A 21,729-nucleotide genomic window follows, 5' to 3' on the forward strand; every position below is an offset into this window, starting at 1 on the left:
CAGCGATGGGTTTTTGCATACGCTGTGAAGACCTTCTTTGAGGTCATGGCCAGCGCAGGGAGTTCTGCATCGCATCGATGGTCTGGCCTTTTCATGCTGAAGAGGGCTTTGGCTTGCTTCTTTGTGGCCGTTGTGCTGTTGCTGCTCAGCCCATCTCTTGCCCAGGCGCAGGTGTTGACCAATGAAAGTGATGAAAGTTCTTTATTTGTACGCAGCTTTGAGACCCTGCGTGATCTCGAGTATCACAGTTGGCAGTTGGTGGCTTACCGCCAGGGCCCGCCAGGTGAGCCAGTGGTGTTGAGGATTGTTGGTTATCCCGGCAAGGTTCGCCTCAATCATCCAACCGCACTGCTCGTGCATGCCGGTCGCCGCGACTGGGCCTTGGATGACATCACAATGGCCAGTCCGCAATTGGCGAAGGATGGCCGTGAAGCAGCAGCAGAATTCGATCTCGACCCTTTGCTGGATGATTTAACCAACAATCGCCCGCTGCGCTTGCAGCTCGCCGGTGTGTTTACTGAACTGCCTGTGCCTCCTTATGTCGTCGGCGAGTGGCGTTCATTGCCGCAGGCTTCTCAATAGTTGATGAACGTCAACCCCTCTGCCAGTGCTGTTTGGCTGCCATGGATGCGGCGGGCGTTGCAGTTGGCTGCTCTCGCAGATGGTCGCACCAGTCCCAACCCTCTTGTTGGGGCAGTTGTTCTCGACAAGGCTGGAAAGCTTGTCGGAGAGGGTTTTCATGCCCTCGCTGGGCAACCTCATGCTGAGGTAGGAGCTCTCACACAAGCTGGTGAACAGGCCAGAGGTGGAACCCTGGTGGTCACTTTGGAACCCTGTTGCCATCAAGGCCGCACGCCTCCCTGCACGGAGGCCGTCATCGCTGCCGGACTTCGCCGAGTTGTGGTGGCAATGCAGGACCCTGACCCACGCGTTGCTGGGGCCGGCATCTCTCGTTTGCGTGATGCCGGCCTCGAGGTGATCACTGCTGTGTTGGAGCCCGAAGCCGCACATCAGAACCGGGCTTTTGTGCATCGTGTTTGTACTGGGCGCCCCTGGGGGATTCTCAAATGGGCGATGAGCCTCGATGGACGCACGGCTCTGCCTAATGGTGCCAGTCAGTGGATCAGTGGTGGTGAAGCGCGTCGCTGGGTGCATCGCTTACGTGGCCAATGTGATGCTGTGATCGTTGGCGGCGGCACTGTGCGTGCGGACGATCCGTTGCTGACCAGTCGTGGGCACTCTGACCCCGAACCCAAGCGGGTGGTGCTGAGTCGCAGTCTTGATTTGCCTCAACAAGCTCAGCTTTGGAACACTGCAGTGGCTCACACCCTCGTTGCTCATGGCTTAGAGCCTGGCCATGAACAGTTGGCTCATTTGCCTGAGGGGCCTGAGCTACTTGCTTTGCCTGCCTCTGAACCGCTTGAGTTGCTCCAGGCCTTAGCTCAACAAGACTGCAATCGTGTGCTGTGGGAATGCGGGCCAGGCTTAGCAACCGCAGCACTGCAGCAAGGCTGTGTTCAAGAATTGGCGGTGGTGGTTGCTCCCAAGCTGTTGGGTGGCTTGCCGGCTAGAACACCACTTGATGATCTTGGCCTCACAAGCATGAAAGAGGTTGTCGGGCTCGCGCCTGGCTCATTGCAGCAGTTGGGGGCTGACTGGCTCTTGCAGCATGAGCTCTCTAAGCATTGCTGAGATATACGTAATATCTATCGTTTGAATATTCTTGGCGTAAGTTATGTATATGCATTGGTAAATATTATTAGAGGCTGACTACAGAAAGTTATCGCAACAATGTTGGAAGCATCAATCGAAGATTGTTGTGGTGTATTAGCAATTGACAAGGCTTGGGATGAATACACCGATTAATTGATCTCATTCGTCTTAGCAAATCCATGCTCTCCTCTATATCATAGAGCTTATTGTTTGATCTTAATGTTGTTAAGCTTGGGGCAAGATTCATCCATCTTTTTGATCAGTAGTGACCTCCTGCTGTGAAGGTTGAGTGTTTTTTGGGTTCGATTCTTTGTTAAGCCGCTTGCTGTTGGTTTTGCCGGAGAATCTGCTGATCAGAGCACCCATCATCAGCGTTAGATAAAGAGGGCCAACAATGCTGGTGGTAACGCTCACCATCCTTGCTGCGGGCAGAATCGGCTTGATCCCCCCGAAGCCAACGGTGGTTAGGCACACGAAGGCAAAGTAGTTGATCTCGGCAAATCTCTGAGGCGTATTCAGTACGCTGTGATTGGTGCTGGTGATGGCCTGGTTGGGTAAATCCAAGAGCGCAAAGCTGTTGGGTTCAAACGTATACAAGGCATTCATCACCAGGCCGGCACTGATTCCTAAGAGTAAGTATCCAGCGGCTGCTCCCATCAACACCATTTCGCTGACTTGGTGCTCACGACTCAGCTGCTTCACCAGTCGAATTAAGCTCCAGCCCACGAACAAAATCCAGCTCCATATCAGGGGAATCCCGCTGTAGGTCCAGTGACTTGGCGTGAGCACCCAGAACCACAGGCTCAGCAATGCTGCCCATCCCAGCCACTGATAGAGCCTTTCTCTCCAAGCATGGCGTTTGACTTTTCTCGCCAGCAACCTGGTGATAAGAATTGCGATGACTGAATAGCAAATTGGAGCAGGCCAATAAAGCTGCGGGACAGCAAAGCTTGCTAATAGCAGCAGGGTAAAAGCGAGCAAGAGGCGATAAAGCCTCTCTCTCTGTTGATGTTTTTGTCGTCGTGGTGTAGTAGTCACACGAAACAATCAGCTCATAAAATGCTTAGTGAAGCTGTGCGTTTGTCAAGCCCCAGCTTGGTGAGAGGAAACGGTTTCGATGATTGTTCGATAGGTCATGGAATTTGCACAATAGCTCTGAGAAATCCGCATCAGCTTTTATATGGCTTGAGCACTAATTTGGATGCATTTTTTAGGCTTTGAGAGGCTTTATATCGTATTGGTTTCGGTAGAGCTTTTGCTTAGATCAAGTAAAGATATTCCCTAGAGGTATTGTTAACTCTTTGTTTGCGAAGATTTCCGTTTCATAAATGACTTAACTCTCTTCTTTTTTCGTCAGTCAAGTTGTATTAGAGAATGGTCATTCCTTGAGAGACCTGATTTGTGTTGCGAGAGATCAGTACAGCCCTGGATCAGAAAAGCTGTAATTGATTTGGGTTGCTCCTTGAAGCCATTTGGGGGGCTCGGCTCACACACCAATCATGTGGATCCCAAGGGTTAAGCAAGCTTTCAAGTGCATGCAAGTGGGTGGCATCCCCTTCTTCAAGCCAGGCCTCTTCTAAGCCATTTGGCACGATGGCAGGCATCCGCGTGTGTAGTGGACGCACTAAGGCATTGGCGCGCGTGGTGATGACGCAACAGGTTTCTACTTCGCTGCCATCGGGCCCGATCCAGTGATCCCAGAGCCCCGCCAGCCAGAACGGTTCACCATTGCACTGATGAATACGTTGCCCTTTTTCATAAAAACCATCGCTAGGTAATAGGCAGCGATGGTGACGCCAAGCTGCGCGAAAAGATGGCTTCTCCGCAAGGGTTTCGGCACGAGCATTGATTGGCCTTGGGCCTCGCCAGGGGTCTTTCACCCAGCTGGCCAAAAAGCCCCACAGAAAATGGGTTACATCCGTATGTCTTTGATGCTCTCTTAGCGCCAGCACAGGCTCGCCTGGGTGGATTGCAGCGCGAGGGGCGTAGTGGTTTAGCCATGTAGACGAAGAGCTGTTGGCCAGCCAAGGCGCCAGGACCTTGCGCAGAGTGTCCTTTGGGGTGGTGAGGCTATAGCAGCCACACATGGTGCCTCTCTCTCCCAGGGCTTGATTGTCTCTGATAAGACCTTTCTGTTGATCTGCTTTGTGTATTTGCGTTGATAGATGGTCGAGATATGGAATTTTCTTATTCTTCAGCCTCTCTTAGCTGCTCAACACAGCTGGTTAGACATTCGCCGTCATCAAGTGAGCAGGTTGAAATGCATTCAAAGTAAGTCTCAACAGCATCCCAAGTCTGCTCTGATTCTAACGAAAACTCATGATTTGACTTCGTGTTTTCAGTGATACCCCAAGGGCTGGCAGAGTCGTTCTCCATTAAGACGTTTGTTGCCGTATCCATCAGCAGAGCAAGTGGTGGATATGGCCATAGCTCATCTGGCTGAAGAGGAGAAGATGGAGGCAGCAACATTGCAGGAAGACCTTTAGACCTCTCTAAATAGTCAAGATGTGATTTCGCTGAGTGCAGTCCTTCGCAATAAAGGCATTGAGATCTTGAGCAAACTCGAAACAGGCGACCTCTGTCGCCCTCGAAACACTGAATTGTCCCGCCTTTTGCACTTACGTAGAATGGATGGTACTTCATGGCGGTGAGTTTTTTCGTTGCTTAGATCAATAGACTTCAGGGTCGACCTGTTGATGCTTCAACGACTGATCTTTATATCGGTATTGGCCTTTTTGAGAAGTCAAGATGACTTGTGTTTTAGATGTTTATGCATAGAGATATCAGCATTTATTTGCTATTGACACACCCGTGAGAAATTACCTTGTTGGGGTTGCCTTGCTACTGCAGTTGACGGATATGGATTTGTGAATGCCTTCAGGAGAATGCAGCCGATTGGTTGCGGTAACAGCCAAGTGCGGTTTAGGTTTTCACGGTGAAGCGAATGCCTCCCTTTTGTTTAATGAATCCTAGCCCACTTTCTTGGGGTTGAATGTTTGATTAATAATAATAAAGCACCTAAGTTACATCGCTTAGGCGCAATTGCCTGAGAGTAAATACCTTCATGGCATTGACTCGCTCTCATGGCTAACGAAAATGTCTTCCTTCTACAGAAAACAAATTGATTGTTCAGGCAGAGCTTTTCAGAAGAGGGCTGACGACATCAAGACTTGTGGTGCCAATCCACTACAAGATTCTTTTTTTGCCCTAGGGGTGTCGTTGGTTGCCTTGAAACTGCCTTTGCAGCATCGGTTTCACTAGTATTCAGATGGCAGTTAATGGCTTGGTTTGGGGAAAATAAGTAAGTGTCTTTGATTGGTAGTGAACTCCTTAAAACCCTTGCCGAAAAGGTTTTGTCTTGGCGGCCACTGACAATGATGCATTGACGTCTCCAAGGCAGCCAGCAGCGCTTCGTTTGGGGTGACGTTCGGTTCTCACACCAGTAAAGGCAAGCGCTTACAGATTGATCGTCTTAGCGTGAAAGCCCGGAAATCAATTTTTTTCGATGGCGATCCGTGAGGATGACAACAAACCGAATCGACGCTTTGGCATCGTCAATTTGGTGTTGATCGGTTTCGGTGTTTTGTTGCTTTTCAGCAGCTTCTTACCCAATCCTGCTGCACAGGTGCCGAGGGTTCCCTACTCACTATTTATTGATCAGGTTGACGATGGTGCCGTGAAGCGGGCATTCATCACTCAGGATCAGATCCGATACGAACTGGCCAATCCTGAGGATGGAGCACCATCGTTGCTGGCCACGACGCCGATCTTCGATATGGATCTGCCCCAACGCTTGGAAAGCAAAGGAGTTGAATTTGCAGCAGCGCCGCCGAAGAAGCCCAATATTTTCTCAACCATTCTCAGCTGGGTTGTGCCTCCGCTGATCTTCATCCTTGTACTGCAGTTTTTTGCCAGGCGTTCGATGGGTGGTGGTGGTGCCCAGGGGGCTCTTAGTTTCACGAAGAGCAAGGCGAAGGTTTATGTCCCTGATGAAGAGTCACGAGTCACCTTTGCCGATGTGGCAGGGGTAGACGAGGCCAAGGATGAGCTCACTGAGATCGTTGATTTTCTCAAAACACCTGAGCGATATACAGAAATAGGTGCGCGCATTCCTAAGGGTGTGCTGCTTGTGGGCCCACCTGGTACAGGTAAGACCTTGCTCTCCAAGGCTGTTGCTGGGGAGGCAGAGGTTCCCTTTTTCATTATTTCTGGTTCGGAGTTTGTTGAGCTGTTTGTCGGCGCTGGTGCGGCCCGCGTGAGGGACCTGTTTGAGCAGGCCAAGAAGAAGGCTCCTTGCATCATCTTCATCGATGAACTTGATGCCATCGGTAAAAGTCGTTCTGGCTCAATGGGTGTCGTGGGAGGCAATGATGAGCGGGAGCAGACCCTGAATCAGCTGCTCACGGAAATGGATGGCTTCTCGTCCACCGATAAGCCCGTCATCGTGTTGGCCGCGACCAACCAGCCCGAGGTCCTTGATGCGGCCCTGCTCCGGCCTGGTCGTTTTGACCGACAGGTCCTTGTGGACCGTCCAGACCTTTCTGGCCGCAAGACGATTCTCGAGATCTATGTCAAGAAAGTGAAATTGGCGGAAGGGGTTGATTTAGATCGCATCGCTCAGGCGACCAGCGGTTTTGCCGGAGCTGATCTGGCCAATATGGTTAATGAAGCGGCCTTGTTGGCAGCTCGTGGCAAGCGAAAAGAGGTTGAACAGCAAGATCTCAACGAAGCCATTGAGCGTGTTGTGGCAGGTCTTGAGAAGAAGAGCCGAGTGCTTCAGGATGACGAGAAGAAGGTTGTGGCCTATCACGAGGTGGGGCATGCCATTGTTGGACACCTGATGCCTGGAGGCAGCAAGGTCGCCAAGATTTCAATCGTGCCAAGGGGGATGAGTGCTCTTGGTTACACCTTGCAGTTGCCTACTGAGGAGCGTTTCCTCAATTCCAAGCAAGACCTTGAAGGTCAGATTGCCACTTTGTTAGGAGGGCGTTCAGCAGAAGAAATCGTGTTTGGCAAGATCACCACTGGTGCTGCTAATGATCTACAGCGCGCTACTGACCTTGCTGAGCAGATGGTGGGGACTTATGGGATGAGCGATATTTTGGGCCCTCTGGCTTATGACAAGCAAGGTGGGGGGCGTTTCCTTGGTGGTAACAACAATCCACGCCGAGTTGTGAGTGATGCCACTGCTCAGGCCATCGATAAGGAGGTGAGGAGTTTGGTGGATCAAGGTCATGAGAGTGCCCTTGCGATTCTTCGGCATAACCTCGCCTTGCTAGAGACCATCGCCCAGAAGATCCTCGAAAAGGAAGTGATCGAAGGCGATGAGCTGATCGAGATGCTCAATTCCAGCGCTCTCCCTAGAGGTGTTGTTATTGCCTGAAGGCTTGACGTCAGGGGGGCTGGTCTCCGATAAAGACTCTTTGAAGCTTCCCTAATGGCTGTCAATCCCCAAGGTGTTGCAGCCGTCCTTGCTGACCTCAAGGGTCGAGACTTTCTTTCCTGCGCTGATTTCACTGCTGAGCAGACTGTTGCCTTGCTTGAGCTTTCCCGTCAGCTGAAGAGCGGGGATCGTCGCATTGATTTGGGAAATCGAGTTCTCGGATTGATTTTTACGAAGGCATCGACGCGCACACGAGTGAGCTTTCAGGTCGCGATGGCACGCCTTGGCGGTCAAACGGTGGATCTCAATCCTCAGGTGACCCAATTGGGCCGGGGCGAACCCCTTGAAGACACGGCGAGAGTGTTGAGTCGTTTCTGTGATGTGATGGCGGTGCGGACCTTTGCTCAGCAGGAACTGCTGGATTACGCCCATTGGGCTTCGATTCCGGTGCTCAATGCCTTGACTGATTTGGAGCATCCCTGTCAGGCAATGGCTGATTTCCTAACGATTCAAGAGGCTCTCGGGTCATTAACTGGCCAGACCTTGGCCTATGTGGGCGATGGCAATAACGTCTCACATTCTTTGATGCTCTGCGGCGCTCTCTTGGGGGTCAACGTTCGGATTGGCTGCCCGAAGGGATTTGAACCTCTACCTGAGGTGATTGATCAGGCCCGCAACTTGGCAGTTGCTGATGCTCGTATTGAAGTGATGACAGATCCAGTTGATGCAGTGCGAGGTGCGCAGGCGTTGTACACCGATGTTTGGGCCTCGATGGGACAGGAACAGGAACAGTCGCTTCGGGAAGAGGCCTTTCGTGGCTTCTGTCTCAATGAGGATTTGCTTGCTCAGGCAGATCCCAACGCGATCGTGTTGCACTGCCTACCGGCTCATCGAGGGGAGGAGATCAGTTCAGGCGTGATGGAAGGTGAGGCCAGTCGAATTTTCGATCAGGCTGAAAATCGTTTGCATGTTCAGCAAGCTTTGCTTGCGGCCGTGCTTGGTGGTCTCTAGTTCCAGGCTGGATTGCTGCTTTCGCTTTTGAGCACTCTGGTCAACTCGGAATCGTCTTGCGGCTGCACTGTTTGGTGTTTATACCCTTGCCAGATCCAGCGCCTATAGGTACACATGTATTGACGAATCAATGCATTGTCATTGGCTGCCTCTTCTCCTGAGTTGCTTACTTCTGCCCAGCAGGAGCTTTATGACTGGTTGGCCGATTACATCAGCAGCCATCACCACAGCCCTTCGATTCGACAGATGATGCAGGCGATGGGTCTGCGCTCACCAGCGCCGGTGCAGAGCCGGCTTCGACATTTGCAGCAGAAGGGATGGATCACTTGGCAGGAAGGGCAGGCGCGTACCTTGCAGCTGCTTGGCGGCTTGGTGTCCGGTATTCCCGTGTTGGGGGCAGTTGCCGCTGGTGGTTTGGTGGAGACGTTTGATGATGTTCAGGAGCGGTTAGATCTTGCACCAGTTTTGGAGACCCGTGGCCTGTTTGCGCTCACCGTGAATGGTGATTCGATGGTGGATGCCTACATTGCAGATGGCGATGTGGTTCTGATGGAGCCAGTGCCTGAGCCTTCGCGCCTGCGAGATGGAACGGTGGTGAGTGCACTTGTGCCTGGAAGTGGCACCACGCTGAAGCACTTTCACCGCAACGGGGCCTCGGTGCGGCTTGAGGCTGCCAATACCGCCTATGAGCCGATTGAGCTACCAGCCGATCAGGTGCAGGTGCAGGGCAAGCTGGTGGCTGTTTGGCGTCAGGTTTGAGGCCTTGCCGTTGTAAGCTCTGTTTTGACGGCGGTACGAGCCCAGTGTTACCGGCGTTTATGGGGCCATAGCTCAGCTGGTAGAGCACCTGCATGGCATGCAGGGGGTCAGCGGTTCGAATCCGCTTGGCTCCATTGAGATTGCATCTAGACGTTTTGCCCAGATAGTCCAAAAGAGATGGGACATGTTTTAGGACTAACCCTTCATTCTTTTTGTGCATCATTGAAAGGATTCATTCTTGCTGTTGATTAAGGGTCAAGATGGGTATCTTTCTTTCTGCGGTCAGCCGAAAGACAATCGCAGAATTATTGAAACTACAAAGTCTGCTGGCTTGGCGATCAGCCTGTGATTAGCCAGCAGAGTGATTTGAGTTAAACAGCAGAATTGATTTGATGATTGAGTGATATAACTTGCTTTTGGTATTTGTAATACGATTGATTGAAGTGAATTAAAAAAAACTAGAAGCATATTTCTTTATTCGCTTGATTGTTATCCCCAAATGCCCCCGCCAAGATATGACAAATGTGCATTATGAACAATTCCCAGATAATCAACGTTTGAGTTAAAGACAGTGTCGTTGTCTAAATGCGTAGACTGTGCGGAAATGCTTTGATCGATTTCAACTTTATCCCGACCAATTTCGAAATCAAGGATTTCTGTATGCCCTGATCCTGCTTCAAGAATAAATGTGTCGTCCCCAACTCCTCCGGAAATAGAATTAATCCCCAGCCCTCCATTGATGATATCGTCTCCACCGCCACCAGAGATATTATCGAATCCATCAGTACCTATAATCGTATCATTGCCATCTTCTCCAAAGATCATTGAATTGCTGATTCCACTAGATTGCGAATTCGATAGGTTGATCATATCATTGCCCTCTCCTGCTTTAATTGTACTATTAATAAAAGTGCCCTTGACCTCAATATTATCTTTAGCAGCCCCAGTATCGATCTCACTATGAGCAACATAACCTGAAATGGTGATATCATCTTGACCTGATTTTGTGACTACAGAAGCGTTAAGCAAAGATCCAGTGTTAACTGTATTATTGCCGTCACCGAGATTTAACTTACCATTTTTAAAAGAACCGTTAATCGAGACATTGTCATTACCATTTAGTGTTTGAATATTGGAGTTTTTTGCATAGGCATTGACATTAACATGATTGTTCCCCGACTGTAGATTAACATCTGAATTTTGTAGGGATTTGGCTATTTTTAAGGAGTCACTTTGAGAACCACCATCAACGGAACTAGTGCTTAGATAACCGCCTATTTCTGCAGTGTTCGTGCCTTTGCTACCGAGATTAATGTGGGTGTTATTGGCATTGCCGCCAATGAAAAGATTATCATTGCTGTTGCCGCCAGTGTATTCAAGAGAGTTTGCATCGCCTTGGATGGTTAGAGAATTTTCACCATTAGCGACATCGACAGAGAGTTGTTTTACATCTCCAGCGATTGCGATGATATCGCTGCCATTGCCAGCTTTAATAGAGCCAAAATTATAGAAACCACCTACATCAAGAGAGTTATCACCTCCTCCAAGGTCGATGGAGCTTTTATAAATGTCTTTGGCGATGTCAATAGAATCGGAATGAGAACCAGTATCGATCTCACTAAGAGCAACGAAACTTGAAATAGTTATATCATCCTCACCCTTGTCTGTGAGTAGAGAAGAGTATTGAAAATAATTTCCAATGTTAACTGTATTATTGCCGTCACCGAGATTTAACTGGCCATGTCTAAAATACCCATATGTAGAGACAGTGTCATTACCATTTAGTGTTTGAATATTGGAGTTTTCTGCATAGACTACATCAATATGATTGTGCCCACCGTTGAGATTAATATCTACATTACTGATATAGCCCCCTACTTTTAAGGAGTCACTTTGAGAACCACCATCAACGGAACTAGTGCTTAGATAACCGCCTATTTCTGCAGTGTTCGTGCCTTTGCTACCGAGATTAATGTGGGTGTTATTGGCATTGCCGCCAATGAAAAGATTATCATTGCTGTTGCCGCCAGTGTATTCAAGAGAGTTTGCATCGCCTTGGATGGTTAGAGAATTTTCACCATTAGCGACATCGACAGAGAGTTGTTTTACATCTCCAGCGATTGCGATGATATCGCTGCCATTGCCAGCTTTAATAGAGCCAAAATTATAGAAACCACCTACATCAAGAGAGTTATCATCTCCTCCAAGGTCGATGGAGCTTTTATAAATGTCTTTGGCGATGTCAATAGAATCGGAATGAGAACCAGTATCGATCTCACTAAGAGCAACGAAACTTGAAATAGTTATATCATCCTCACCCTTGTCTGTGAGTAGAGAAGAGTATTGAAAATAATTTCCAATGTTAACTGTATTATTGCCGTCACCGAGATGTAACTGGCCATGTCTAAAATACCCATATGTAGAGACAGTGTCATTACCATTTAGTGTTTGAATATTGGAGTTTTCTGCATAGACTACATCAATATGATTGTGCCCACCGTTGAGATTAATATCTACATTACTGATATAGCCCCCTACTTTTAAGGAGTCACTTTGAGAACCACCATCAACGGAACTAGTGCTTAGATAACCGCCTATTTCTGCAGTGTTCGTGCCTTTGCTACCGAGATTAATGTGGGTGTTATTGGCATTGCCGCCAATGAAAAGATTATCATTGCTGTTGCCGCCAGTGTATTCAAGAGAGTTTGCATCGCCTTGGATGGTTAGAGAATTTTCACCATTAGCGACATCGACAGAGAGTTGTTTTACATCTCCAGCGATTGCGATGATATCGCTGCCATTGCCAGCTTTAATAGAGCCAAAATTATAGAAACCACCTACATCAAGAGAGTTATCACCTCCTCCAAGGTCGATGGAGCTTTTATAAATGTCTTTGGCGATGTCAATAGAATCGGAATGAGAACCAGTATCGATCTCACTAAGAGCAACGAAACTTGAAATAGTTATATCATCCTCACCCTTGTCTGTGAGTAGAGAAGAGTATTGAAAATAATTTCCAATGTTAACTGTATTATTGCCGTCACCGAGATTTAACTGGCCATGTCTAAAATACCCATATGTAGAGACAGTGTCATTACCATTTAGTGTTTGAATATTGGAGTTTTCTGCATAGACTACATCAATATGATTGTGCCCACCGTTGAGATTAATATCTACATTACTGATATAGCCCCCTACTTTTAAGGAGTCACTTTGAGAACCACCATCAACGGAACTAGTGCTTAGATAACCGCCTATTTCTGCAGTGTTCGTGCCTTTGCTACCGAGATTAATGAGGGTGTTATTGGCATTGCCGCCAATGAAAAGATTATCATTGCTGTTGCCGCCAGTGTATTCAAGAGAGTTTGCATCGCCTTGGATGGTTAGAGAATTTTCACCATTAGCGACATCGACAGAGAGTTGTTTTACATCTCCAGCGATTGCGATGATATCGCTGCCATTGCCAGCTTTAATAGAGCCAAAATTATAGAAACCACCTACATCAAGAGAGTTATCACCTCCTCCAAGGTCGATGGAGCTTTTATAAATGTCTTTGGCGATGTCAATAGAATCGGAATGAGAACCAGTATCGATCTCACTAAGAGCAACGAAACTTGAAATAGTTATATCATCCTCACCCTTGTCTGTGAGTAGAGAAGAGTATTGAAAATAATTTCCAATGTTAACTGTATTATTGCCGTCACCGAGATTTAACTGGCCATGTCTAAAATACCCATATGTAGAGACAGTGTCATTACCATTTAGTGTTTGAATATTGGAGTTTTCTGCATAGACTACATCAATATGATTGTGCCCACCGTTGAGATTAATATCTACATTACTGATATAGCCCCCTACTTTTAAGGAGTCACTTTGAGAACCACCATCAACGGAACTAGTGCTTAGATAACCGCCTATTTCTGCAGTGTTCGTGCCTTTGCTACCGAGATTAATGTGGGTGTTATTGGCATTGCCGCCAATGAAAAGATTATCATTGTTGTTGCCGCCAGTGTATTCAAGAGAGTTTGCATCGCCTTGGATGGTTAGAGAATTTTCACCATTAGCGACATCGACAGAGAGTTGTTTTACATCTCCAGCGATTGCGATGATATCGCTGCCATTGCCAGCTTTAATAGAGCCAAATTCATAGTAACCGCCTACATCAAGAGAGTTATCACCTTCTCCAAGATCGAATGAGCTGTACTTAATGTTCTGGCCGACGTCAACAGAATCTGAATCAGCCCCAGTATTGATATTACTGTCATAAACGCTACCTGAAATACTTATCTCATCCGCACCTTGTGAGCTCTTAATCGTACTATCTATAACACTTCCATTGATCGTAATATAATCATCTCGGCTATATGTCTTGAGCTCCTCCTGGTTTAAGGAGTCGAGGTTAAAAACAGCCATGACTTTTAAGGCTAAAGCCTTATTTGTGTTGGTTTATCTAGGATGACTGCTTTCAATTTATTGATCAGTGACAGCTGCCATTGCCCTCCGTGAGCTTCATCACATCCCAGAACTACTCGGCAAGTAGGGCTTTTACTGGTGTCCTTTAAAGGCAGTCCATATCAACATCAGTAAAAGGACATTGATCAACCTCGAAGACTGAACATCAAAAAGCCCCGCGATTTGCGGGGCTTTGCTTATTTGATTTCTTCCCCCCTAAGGCGGTGGCGACTTTTTGGTTTCATCCTTCACCGCTATTGATAGGTTCTCGCAAAGTCTTTTAGGAAGCGGTGTTTTGACTCAATGCCGCTGGTGAGCTTGAACACAGGCTGACGATGTGAGTCTTTCTGTTTGATGGCGATGCAAACCTGAGCATTAAGAAGGGCACCCGCGTTGGATGCCCTCAAGTCCAGGACAGGTTTTCAGGGTTTCTACGTCCTCGGACTCCTGATCTAGGTCTAAGCAGGCAGGAACAAGACGTCAGTAGGCAAAAACGCTCCTTTCTATACCCACGTCTCAACAAGACAGCCTCTTGCCTGGTTGCTGCAAATGAATAAGCATCCATGCTCTTGGTTGCCCCTAAAGAACTCTGTCTTGTTCGCAAGTCGAGAGCGCTAAACGCAGGTTGCTACATGCACTCCAAACAGTCTTTACATCTTGGATAAGAACACAGCCATACGAGAGGCAGAGCTGTGTCGTCTTGAGGCTTCTCTCGTCGCAATGCACCGAGCTGAGCAGGCTTTGAGAAAGGAAAAACGCCGTGAAGGTGGCCAACCAGCTCAGTGGAAGTCGTGACTTGAGCTGAATAGTCGTCAATGCAGCAACGCCAAGCGAACAGCTAGTGACGGTTGAGGAACTGACAAGGGCAACTGGCACAGTGACAGTTGCGATCGTTATGTTTCATTTGTGAGGAGGACTTCTCCTCGGAGTGGAAACAAGGAAACACGCCCAAAGAGAAGTCTTGAGACCCTGCCTTTGGCGGGGTTTCTTTTTGCCCTTCTATCCAGAGCGTTTAGCTCTCTGCACAATGGTTTGAGGCCGGGAGTAATAGGACTGTCTGGTTAGCACCAATGACTCCCCAAGCATCCAGATCTAGACCTAAAGAAAGCCACTACAACCCCCTTGGGCTCTAGGGGGCCTGGGCGGGATTCCCGGATGAGGTGGCTTAGGGGCCCTACTTTCTCGGGCCCCGCAAACGATTGGCAACCCATCAAGCGATAGCCCACCTACTAACCATATTGGCTGAGCAGTGATAGCGATCTGCGATTTGCTGTCACGTCTAGCCCATTAGGCGATAGCGTTGGATTCTGTGACCCAAAAAAGAACGAAGATGTAGTGGAGCAGCACGAGAACTGCTGCCCATGCAAAGAAACATATGGGGCTCATTGGTTTTCAAAGCTTGTTGTTGGTTATCGGTGGAGTACCCAGCACTGCGCACCCGAATGAATGACCTTATCCCAAGCGTAAGAGCCCTTTTGTCGGGAGATGAATGGCGACAACTAGGCCCCCTGATTTCCCCTTGCGGGTTTTGTATTGCTTACAGCTAATAGGCTTGATGCTTCCCGACTAAAAGGCAACGGCAAACTTAGTTCTCGCTACCATCAAGTAACAGCTAAGGATCAAGGTCTTTCCATATTGATTCGTCTGCATTGATCTAGTATCAACTCACATAATCAGTTTTTAGGCTATCAACTTGACCGGAAAGTCCTTTCTCTCTACATAAGTCATTGTCATTAACCTGTCTACGTTTAGTGGAACTCTATATCGTGGTATCTAGAGCAGTTGCTAATAAGTAAAACCATCAGTGCTTGTTTTACGCACTGTCTTTTAAATTTTCTAATTCAATGGAGAAGTGATATAGGGCGATGCCAAGAAAAGCTCCTAAGGCAACTTGGCCATCGGCATTAGGTGCAATTTCTGTCGCAACGATCAGGATAAAACTAGTTAATGTCAAGGCGCGCAGAGTGCGTCGCTTTATGGCTCTATCTCTCAGCCTTTTGTGGAGTAGGGAGTTGGTCTCACTCATCCACTGTTCAAGCTGTTCTCTGGATTTAGTCACTCCTAAGTCGTCAGCAGCTGTTGATTTCTCATCTTACTGGGCTTTGTCTAAGCTTTTCATTGTGTGCACTAACAGTCCGATCAATAGTCCAGAAAATGTTCCTACAAGAATTTGTCCATCGTTAGGTGCAACTTCTAGCATCATGATAAATACAAAAACTGTCCATATCAATAGCCTCATGTTGACCATTGTCACTGTTTAGCAGTTGGCTAATGATAGTGAGTCGCTTATTAAAAAAAGCTTTAACCTTTTAATTTGAGTTGATCTTTTGCGATGCTTTTTGCTATGTGCTGGCAAGCTTTGGGATTAAGGCGGCAGCTTCTAATTCCTCTGTGAAGCCAAGTGAGGCAGAGTCAACCAGACGATCGGGAAACAAAACCCCGTCTAAGTGGTCACATTCATGTTGGATCACTCTTGCGGGGAAGCCCTCCAGGCAATGCTCAATATCTATCCCATTTTCATCGAGCGCCCTGTAGTGAACTCGACTCCAGCGTGACACCTTGCCGCGCAGGCCTGGCACACTCAGGCACCCCTCCCATCCATCCTCTAGATCAGAGCCGATTGGTGTTAAGACAGGATTAATCAGAAGTGTTCGTGGAATCGCTGGGGCATCGGGGTAGCGGGGATTAAGGCCTCCTCCGCCAAACAGCACCACTCTTAAAGGCACGCCAATTTGTGGTGCGGCGAGCCCTGCTCCTTGATGGGCCTTCATCGTGTCTTGTAAATCCCTTATCAGTTCACTGATTTGCTCATTCGAAACATCATTAACCTCATTGGCCACTTGCCTCAGTAGAGGATGGCCCATACGCAGGATTTCCTGTACAGACATCAGCTCTACTCCTGTCTCTTGGTCGCTTGGCTTCTTGCGTACACAACAAAACCAGCCACAAGGATGAGAAGGATTCCGTCTATGGATAAGTGAGTTGTCAGGTTCATTGATTGTGAGGTTCTGAAGGTTCAGCTGCTTAGCAGTCTCTTGCAAAAATTACTTGAGTGAGTCACTGCAGCGGACCAATTATCGGCTTCAGTGAGTCCAGAGTTTCGGGTGGGTTTGAAGCTGTGATCCCCGGCAGGCATCCATTGCAAAGAGACCATTGGCGACAAATCGTAGCTTTCAACCTCGTCTTGTCGACCCATGCCATCGCGTTCGCCTTGCAAAATTAAGGTCGGCGTTTTTTGCACAGCAAGATGTTCAGTTCTTAACTGCTGAGGTTTCCCCAAGGGATGAAAGGGGTAACCCAGGCAGATGCAGCCAAGCACATTCATGTTGGCTGAGAGTTCATCTGCCAGAAGACTGGCGACCCTGCCCCCCATCGACTTACCAGCGATGAAGACGGGCCGACTTGCAATTTCTATCTCCACTTGCTCCAGGAAGACTTGCTTCAACTTCGGCAATCGATCAGGAGCAGAGCGTTTGCCACTGATGCGTTGTTTTGCCATGTAGGCGAATTCAAAGCGCACAACTCGCCAACCGACTTCAGCTAAGCCACTAGCTATCGCTGTCATGAAAGGGCTATCCATCGCTGCACCAGCCCCATGGGCTAAGAGCAGGGTGGCAGGTGCAGCGCTAGAACCATTCACCAAGCGTGGAGTGGGATCCATCGATGAATTAGTCATCTATAAATTCTCCTAATTTTTGGCAGCTAAGTAGACATGCTTGGTGAGTCATCGTTTTTGTCAGGAAGGAACGCAATGGCTCAATGAAAAAATCGTAGGTAGCTATTCAATGGGGTTGTGACCTAGGGCTGATCTAACTCCCAACAAAGACTCGTAACTTCGTAAGTGCAGTTTTTCTAATTGCCTTCCAAGCAGAACTCGCAAGCTTGATCACTTATGCCACAGCGGCAGCAAGCAATTGACTAAGACTGTTAGGAGAGTTCAGCTCTTGACTAAGGGAATCAATCAGAATTCAACGCTATCGGAGCAAGGATGTTTGGCAGCTCAACCTTGTCTTAAATGGATGATGCCATTGAAGGCAACGTTATGCACTCAATGGCTGCTCCTCTTGTTGATCAATAGCAACCACTTCGAATTCCAGCTTGGCGGCCTCTCGATCACTTAAGCGTCGGGTCCAGGCACCTTGAATTGGATCATTCCAACGAAAGCCAGCTTCTTTGGCCAGGTGTCTTTGTGCATAAGACACCTGGGCACGCATCAAACGCCTTGGCTCTAGCCCATGAAGCAGGAGCGTTTCGAGATCCTTGCAACGGGCGAACACCTCGGCGAGATAAATGCAGTCAGTGAGAGCACGATGGGCGGCCCATACCGGCACGCCATAAGCGAGAGCCAAATCTCTTACAGAAGGCCTGGAACGAAGCTGACGATCAACTGGCCAAGCGATGTCTTCCATCGTGCACAGCCAGGGCTTCGAGACAGCTGGAAGCTGATCCTTTCCGAACCACTGACGATCGAAGGCAGCATTGTGAGCAACTAACAGATCAGCGGCATCCAGTAAGGCTTGGAAATAGTCCAGTCCTTGTCGCCAAGGCTGATCCAAGCGAGTGACCTCAGCGGGGATGCGATTGATTGATTCAGCCGCATTGGTTTCCACAGGCAGCAAAAAGGAATGCTGGGCAAGCACAGCACGCTGCGGTGCATGGAAAAGGATGGCTCCAACCTCTAGGCATTGACCTCGCTTCGGATCCAATCCAGTGGTTTCCGTATCGATGATCAGCAGCATCTCTGGCAGTGAGCTCAAAGCTTCTCGATGCAAAGAAGGCAGTGCTACTGGTGCATGAGGTTGCGGTAAAGAGACAGCCTCTGAATTAGAGACAGCCTTTGAGGTAGAGACATCCTTTGAAGGAGTGACAACTGCCTCTTCTGCATTGAGATCGGGGAGAAGATCCAATTGACCAGCTCCAAAGAGATGCTGCTTTGCTTCCCCCACTCTGAGTTCATCGATCAATTGCTTGTATTCTCCCGCACCCATCAAGGGGCTCTCTAGGGTGAGCCATAGATGCGAGCTTCTGCATGGCCCTTCAAGTTGGTGATAAGGCTCCTGCCATTGATCTGGTCGATCAAAATGGCAACAAGCGGCGGAGTAATGATCTCAAAGGCAAAGTACTCGTGTTGTTTTTCTATCCCAAGGACGACACTCCTGGATGTACAGCTGAAGCTTGTAGCTTTCGAGACAATTACTCAGTTTTTGAGAAACTCGGTTCTGAAGTCTGGGGGGTGAGTGGAGACGATGACATCAGTCATCGGCAATTTGCAGAACGACATGGCCTGCCCTATGCATTACTGAGCGACAAGGACAACACACTGAGGCGAGCCTTTGAAGTTCCTCGCACCCTTGGGATGCTGCCAAGCCGAGTCACTTACGTGATTGATGGCCAAGGAACAATCCGCCATATTTTTAATAATCTCCTCGATGGTCCTGCTCATATGCGTGAGGCATGTCGTGTCGTGGAGGAAATCAAAAAGAAACGATGACCAGATGGAGACGCCTCGGCAACGTCTGGGGACTATGGCCAGCTCAGCCAATCGCACTGGTCGAAATGGTGGGGGGCAGTTATTTGGCGGCGAGCCCCCAGCTCAGCTACCGACGATTGCTTGAAGGTTTAGCTGACCACAATCTGGCGGTTCATGCTTGGGGCTATGTGCCAGGCTTCGACCATCAGGCTCAGGCCAATGAAGCTTGGAAACATTTGCGTCGTTGTCGACAACAACTTGAGGCCAGAGTCGGAGCCCTTCCCACACCCCTTCGCTTGGGCCATAGCCTTGGCTGCAAGTTGCATCTTCTAGCCCCAGATGGAGGTCGTAACAGCAGGGCTTTGGTGGCATTGAGCTTTAACAATTTTACGGCTGATCGTTCGATTCCCATGCTTCGCGAACTTGCACCAAAGCTTGGCTTTTACACGGAATTCAGCCCAAGCCCCAATGAAACATTGCGATTGATCCGCGAGAGTTACCACCAACCTCAGAACTTATTGGTGAGTTTCGGGAATGACAGTCTCGATCAGAGTCCAAGCCTTTTGCATAGTCTCCAGCAGCGAGTGGAAGATGCAACACAAAGCTTGCATCTTCCCGGTGATCACCTCACCCCAGCCAGTGCAGGGTTACGGCAGAACCTTCTCGGCGACTGGGCGGATGACTCCGCCCGGGCCGAGACTCTCAATCAATTGGTGGGAACGATCTCCTCTTGGGCAAGCCCATGAATGAGGTCGTGATCAGGCTCTAAGCCGATCCAGCACGGAGCGATCTTCCAGGGTGCTGGTATCACCCTTGACCTCCTCTCCAGCTGCCAAAGCCCGCAAGATACGGCGCATAATTTTGCCGCTGCGGGTCTTGGGTAAGGCATCACTGCAACGGATCTCATCAGGTCGAGCAATGGGGCCGATTTCCTTGCCCACATGAACACGAAGCTCTTGAATCAAAGCATCACTCACTTCCCTGCTTCCCTCCAAGGTGACGAAGGCCACGATCGCTTCACCTTTAAGGTCATCAGGCCTTCCAACCACTGCCGCTTCAGACACTGCCGGGTGACTCACCAATGCCGATTCGATTTCCATCGTGCCAAGACGATGGCCTGAAACGTTAATCACATCATCAACCCTGCCCATCACCCAGAAATAACCATCACCATCTCGACGAGCTCCATCGCCTGCGAAATAGATGAAACTGCCATCCTTAGGGCGTAAGTATTCCCAATAGCTCTCTCTAAAGCGTTGGGGATTTCCGTGCACGGTGCGCATCATTCCTGGCCAAGGACGTCGCACGATCAGATATCCACCTTCGTCAACGGCTACCGGCTCGCCTTGTGCGTCAACCACATCAGCCTCAATGCCTGGTAGGGGAAGGGTCGCAGATCCTGGTTTTGTTGGCGTCGCACCAGGCAATGGGCTGATCATCACCCCACCTGTCTCCGTTTGCCACCAAGTGTCGACAATTGGGCAACGATCACCACCGATCACCTCGCGATACCACATCCAGGCCTCAGGATTGATGGGTTCTCCGACGGTACCTAGCAACCGCAGACTGCTCATGTCGTATTGATCGGGTACAGCCCGACCACTTTTCATGAATGCCCGAATTGCCGTAGGTGCGGTGTAAAAAATCGTGATCCCGTGCTTCTGAATCAGCTCCCAAAAGGCTCCAGGCTTGGATGGGCGTGGTGCCCCTTCATACATCACAGTTGTCGCCCCATTGGAAAGAGGCCCATAAACAATGTAGCTATGGCCAGTGATCCAGCCCACATCGGCTGTGCACCAGTAGACGTCTTCGTCGCGAATGTCGAAGATCCACTTGAAAGTGAGGTGAGCCCAGAGGTTATAGCCTGCCGTACTGTGCACAACGCCCTTTGGCTTTCCAGTGGAGCCAGAGGTGTAGAGCACAAACAGGCGATCTTCACTCGCCATGGGTTCCGCCGCGCACTCTTGAGATTGAGCTGACACAAGCTCGTGCCACCACTGATCTCGACCAGGTTCCATCACCACGCTTTCTTTCGTGCGTTGCACCACCAGCACCGACGTCACGCTGGGGCAGGCACCCTCCGCTAATGCAGCATCCACTGCTGGCTTCAAGGCAACGGCCTTGTCCTTACGAAAACTACCATCAGCAGTGATCACGGCTTTGGCTTCACCATCCACCAAACGATCTCTAAGGGCTTCAGCGGAAAAGCCACCAAAGACAACAGAATGTGGGGCTCCGATACGGGCGCAAGCCAACATGGCAATGGCCGCTTCTGGGACCATTGGCATATAAAGGGCAACCAGGTCACCTTTGCCAATGCCAAGAGCTTTCAGCGCATTGGCAGCCCTGCACACTTCAGCATGAAGTTCTCGATAGGTGAAGCGCCGCACATCACCTGGCTCTCCCTCCCAGATCAGGGCTGTTTTGTCTGCCTTCGGGCCATTGAGATGGCGATCAAGACAGTTGAAGGAAAGATTTGTCGTGCCTCCTTCAAACCAACGCGCAAAGGGAGGATTCGACCAATCGAGAACGCTATCAAAGGGTTCAAACCATTCCAGCTCAGTGCGGGCTGCTTCACCCCAGAAACTGTCAGGATCAGTTTTGGCTTGCTCTGCCATCCGACGATAGGCTTCCAGGCTGCCAACCATCGACTGTGAGGCCAGCTCTGCGGATGGATGAAAGACGCGCTGCTCCTGCAGGACTGACTTAATGGTGCCGGATGGATCAGGGGACATAAGGCAATCAATGACCAGTGATTTTCCGCATTCAAGCGATTAAGAGCAGGGACTACAGCGCTGTGACACGCTTGTTTAAACGAACCCCATCAGCGACAGTCTCTGAAGGGCATCTAAATGAGTACAAGTTGAAAGAGTAAAAATCTGAAATAAGATAAAAATACGAAGCAAAATGATCAATTCAAAGTCTTTCCCTATCTGCTTGA

Annotated in this window: 17 protein-coding genes and 1 tRNA gene; 9 read left to right on the forward strand and 9 right to left on the reverse strand. The window is 49.1% G+C overall.

The window, feature by feature from the left end; genetic code table 11:
* Positions 1 to 45 precede the first annotated feature (45 nt).
* Positions 46 to 582, forward strand: a complete 537-nt coding sequence (locus tag SIB68_RS01000; RefSeq protein ID WP_413681872.1) for a DUF3122 domain-containing protein — start codon at positions 46 to 48, stop codon at positions 580 to 582.
* 3 nt (positions 583 to 585) lie between these two features.
* The gene (ribD, locus tag SIB68_RS01005; RefSeq protein ID WP_063399577.1) at positions 586 to 1,692 is read left to right on the forward strand and encodes a bifunctional diaminohydroxyphosphoribosylaminopyrimidine deaminase/5-amino-6-(5-phosphoribosylamino)uracil reductase RibD; all 1,107 of its coding nucleotides are present in this window, start codon (positions 586 to 588) and stop codon (positions 1,690 to 1,692) included.
* Between the two features lie 264 nt (positions 1,693 to 1,956).
* Here the strand turns inward: ribD and SIB68_RS01010 are convergent, their stop codons facing one another.
* Together SIB68_RS01010 and SIB68_RS01015 are read right to left on the reverse strand one after the other, a co-directional pair.
* Positions 1,957 to 2,751: a potassium channel family protein gene (locus SIB68_RS01010; RefSeq protein WP_063399755.1), complete on the reverse strand. Its 795-nt coding sequence runs from the start codon at positions 2,749 to 2,751 to the stop codon at positions 1,957 to 1,959.
* 392 nt (positions 2,752 to 3,143) lie between these two features.
* A complete protein-coding gene (locus tag SIB68_RS01015) occupies positions 3,144 to 3,800 on the reverse strand; it encodes an SOS response-associated peptidase (protein WP_063399576.1) in 657 nt (218 codons plus the stop codon).
* A gap of 1,418 nt (positions 3,801 to 5,218) precedes the next feature.
* Between SIB68_RS01015 and ftsH the strand changes: the two genes are divergently transcribed.
* The 4 genes from ftsH (at position 5,219) to SIB68_RS01035 (ending at position 9,000) form a co-directional block, all read left to right on the forward strand.
* Positions 5,219 to 7,096 carry an ATP-dependent zinc metalloprotease FtsH gene (gene ftsH, locus SIB68_RS01020; RefSeq protein ID WP_063399575.1) on the forward strand — a complete coding sequence of 626 codons (1,878 nt, stop codon included), beginning with the start codon at positions 5,219 to 5,221 and terminating at the stop codon, positions 7,094 to 7,096.
* Between the two features lie 54 nt (positions 7,097 to 7,150).
* On the forward strand, positions 7,151 to 8,107 hold the full coding sequence (argF, locus tag SIB68_RS01025) for an ornithine carbamoyltransferase (RefSeq protein WP_063399574.1): 957 nt from the start codon (positions 7,151 to 7,153) through the stop codon (positions 8,105 to 8,107).
* 141 nt (positions 8,108 to 8,248) lie between these two features.
* A complete protein-coding gene (lexA, locus tag SIB68_RS01030) occupies positions 8,249 to 8,866 on the forward strand; it encodes a transcriptional repressor LexA (protein ID WP_413681874.1) in 618 nt (205 codons plus the stop codon).
* Between the two features lie 61 nt (positions 8,867 to 8,927).
* Positions 8,928 to 9,000 (forward strand) — tRNA-Ala (locus SIB68_RS01035).
* 355 nt (positions 9,001 to 9,355) lie between these two features.
* Here SIB68_RS01035 and SIB68_RS01040 read toward each other — a convergent pair.
* Together SIB68_RS01040 and SIB68_RS01045 are read right to left on the reverse strand one after the other, a co-directional pair.
* A complete protein-coding gene (locus SIB68_RS01040; RefSeq protein WP_413681875.1) occupies positions 9,356 to 13,279 on the reverse strand; it encodes a beta strand repeat-containing protein in 3,924 nt (1,307 codons plus the stop codon).
* A gap of 293 nt (positions 13,280 to 13,572) precedes the next feature.
* Positions 13,573 to 13,725, reverse strand: coding sequence for a hypothetical protein (locus SIB68_RS01045; RefSeq protein WP_155724904.1), 153 nt, complete (start codon positions 13,723 to 13,725; stop codon positions 13,573 to 13,575).
* A 250-nt stretch (positions 13,726 to 13,975) separates the two neighbouring features.
* Between SIB68_RS01045 and SIB68_RS01050 the strand changes: the two genes are divergently transcribed.
* Complete coding sequence (locus SIB68_RS01050; RefSeq protein ID WP_155724903.1) at positions 13,976 to 14,113, forward strand: hypothetical protein; 138 nt, start codon at positions 13,976 to 13,978, stop codon at positions 14,111 to 14,113.
* 1,018 nt (positions 14,114 to 15,131) lie between these two features.
* On the opposite strand, the gene SIB68_RS01055 is transcribed toward SIB68_RS01050, so the two are convergent.
* The 4 genes from SIB68_RS01055 to SIB68_RS01070 form a co-directional block, all read right to left on the reverse strand.
* Entirely contained in the window at positions 15,132 to 15,344 is a 213-nt protein-coding gene (locus tag SIB68_RS01055) for a carbohydrate phosphorylase (protein ID WP_413681876.1), read from the reverse strand.
* A gap of 316 nt (positions 15,345 to 15,660) precedes the next feature.
* Entirely contained in the window at positions 15,661 to 16,359 is a 699-nt protein-coding gene (def, locus tag SIB68_RS01060; protein WP_236068855.1) for a peptide deformylase, read from the reverse strand.
* Positions 16,335 to 16,994 (reverse strand): alpha/beta family hydrolase, encoded by a 660-nt coding sequence (locus tag SIB68_RS01065; protein WP_063399570.1) that lies wholly within the window; start codon positions 16,992 to 16,994, stop codon positions 16,335 to 16,337. Before SIB68_RS01065 ends, def begins: the two co-directional genes overlap by 25 nt.
* Positions 16,995 to 17,358: 364 nt before the next feature.
* Positions 17,359 to 18,306, reverse strand: a complete 948-nt coding sequence (locus SIB68_RS01070; RefSeq protein ID WP_063399569.1) for a 3'-5' exonuclease — start codon at positions 18,304 to 18,306, stop codon at positions 17,359 to 17,361.
* Between the two features lie 41 nt (positions 18,307 to 18,347).
* On the opposite strand from SIB68_RS01070, the gene SIB68_RS01075 reads away from it, so the two are divergent.
* Together SIB68_RS01075 and SIB68_RS01080 are read left to right on the forward strand one after the other, a co-directional pair.
* Positions 18,348 to 18,809, forward strand: a complete 462-nt coding sequence (locus tag SIB68_RS01075) for a peroxiredoxin (RefSeq protein ID WP_063399568.1) — start codon at positions 18,348 to 18,350, stop codon at positions 18,807 to 18,809.
* On the forward strand, positions 18,806 to 19,534 hold the full coding sequence (locus SIB68_RS01080) for a DUF1350 family protein (protein ID WP_063399567.1): 729 nt from the start codon (positions 18,806 to 18,808) through the stop codon (positions 19,532 to 19,534). The genes SIB68_RS01075 and SIB68_RS01080 overlap by 4 nt, the downstream gene beginning before the upstream one ends.
* Before the next feature lie 12 nt (positions 19,535 to 19,546).
* On the opposite strand, the gene acs is transcribed toward SIB68_RS01080, so the two are convergent.
* Positions 19,547 to 21,523: an acetate--CoA ligase gene (gene acs / locus SIB68_RS01085; protein ID WP_063399566.1), complete on the reverse strand. Its 1,977-nt coding sequence runs from the start codon at positions 21,521 to 21,523 to the stop codon at positions 19,547 to 19,549.
* Positions 21,524 to 21,729 lie beyond the last annotated feature (206 nt).

Origin of the sequence: Prochlorococcus sp. MIT 1323, from assembly GCF_047304905.1 — a bacterium.
Taxonomy (GTDB): Bacteria; Cyanobacteriota; Cyanobacteriia; order PCC-6307; family Cyanobiaceae; genus Prochlorococcus; species Prochlorococcus marinus_D.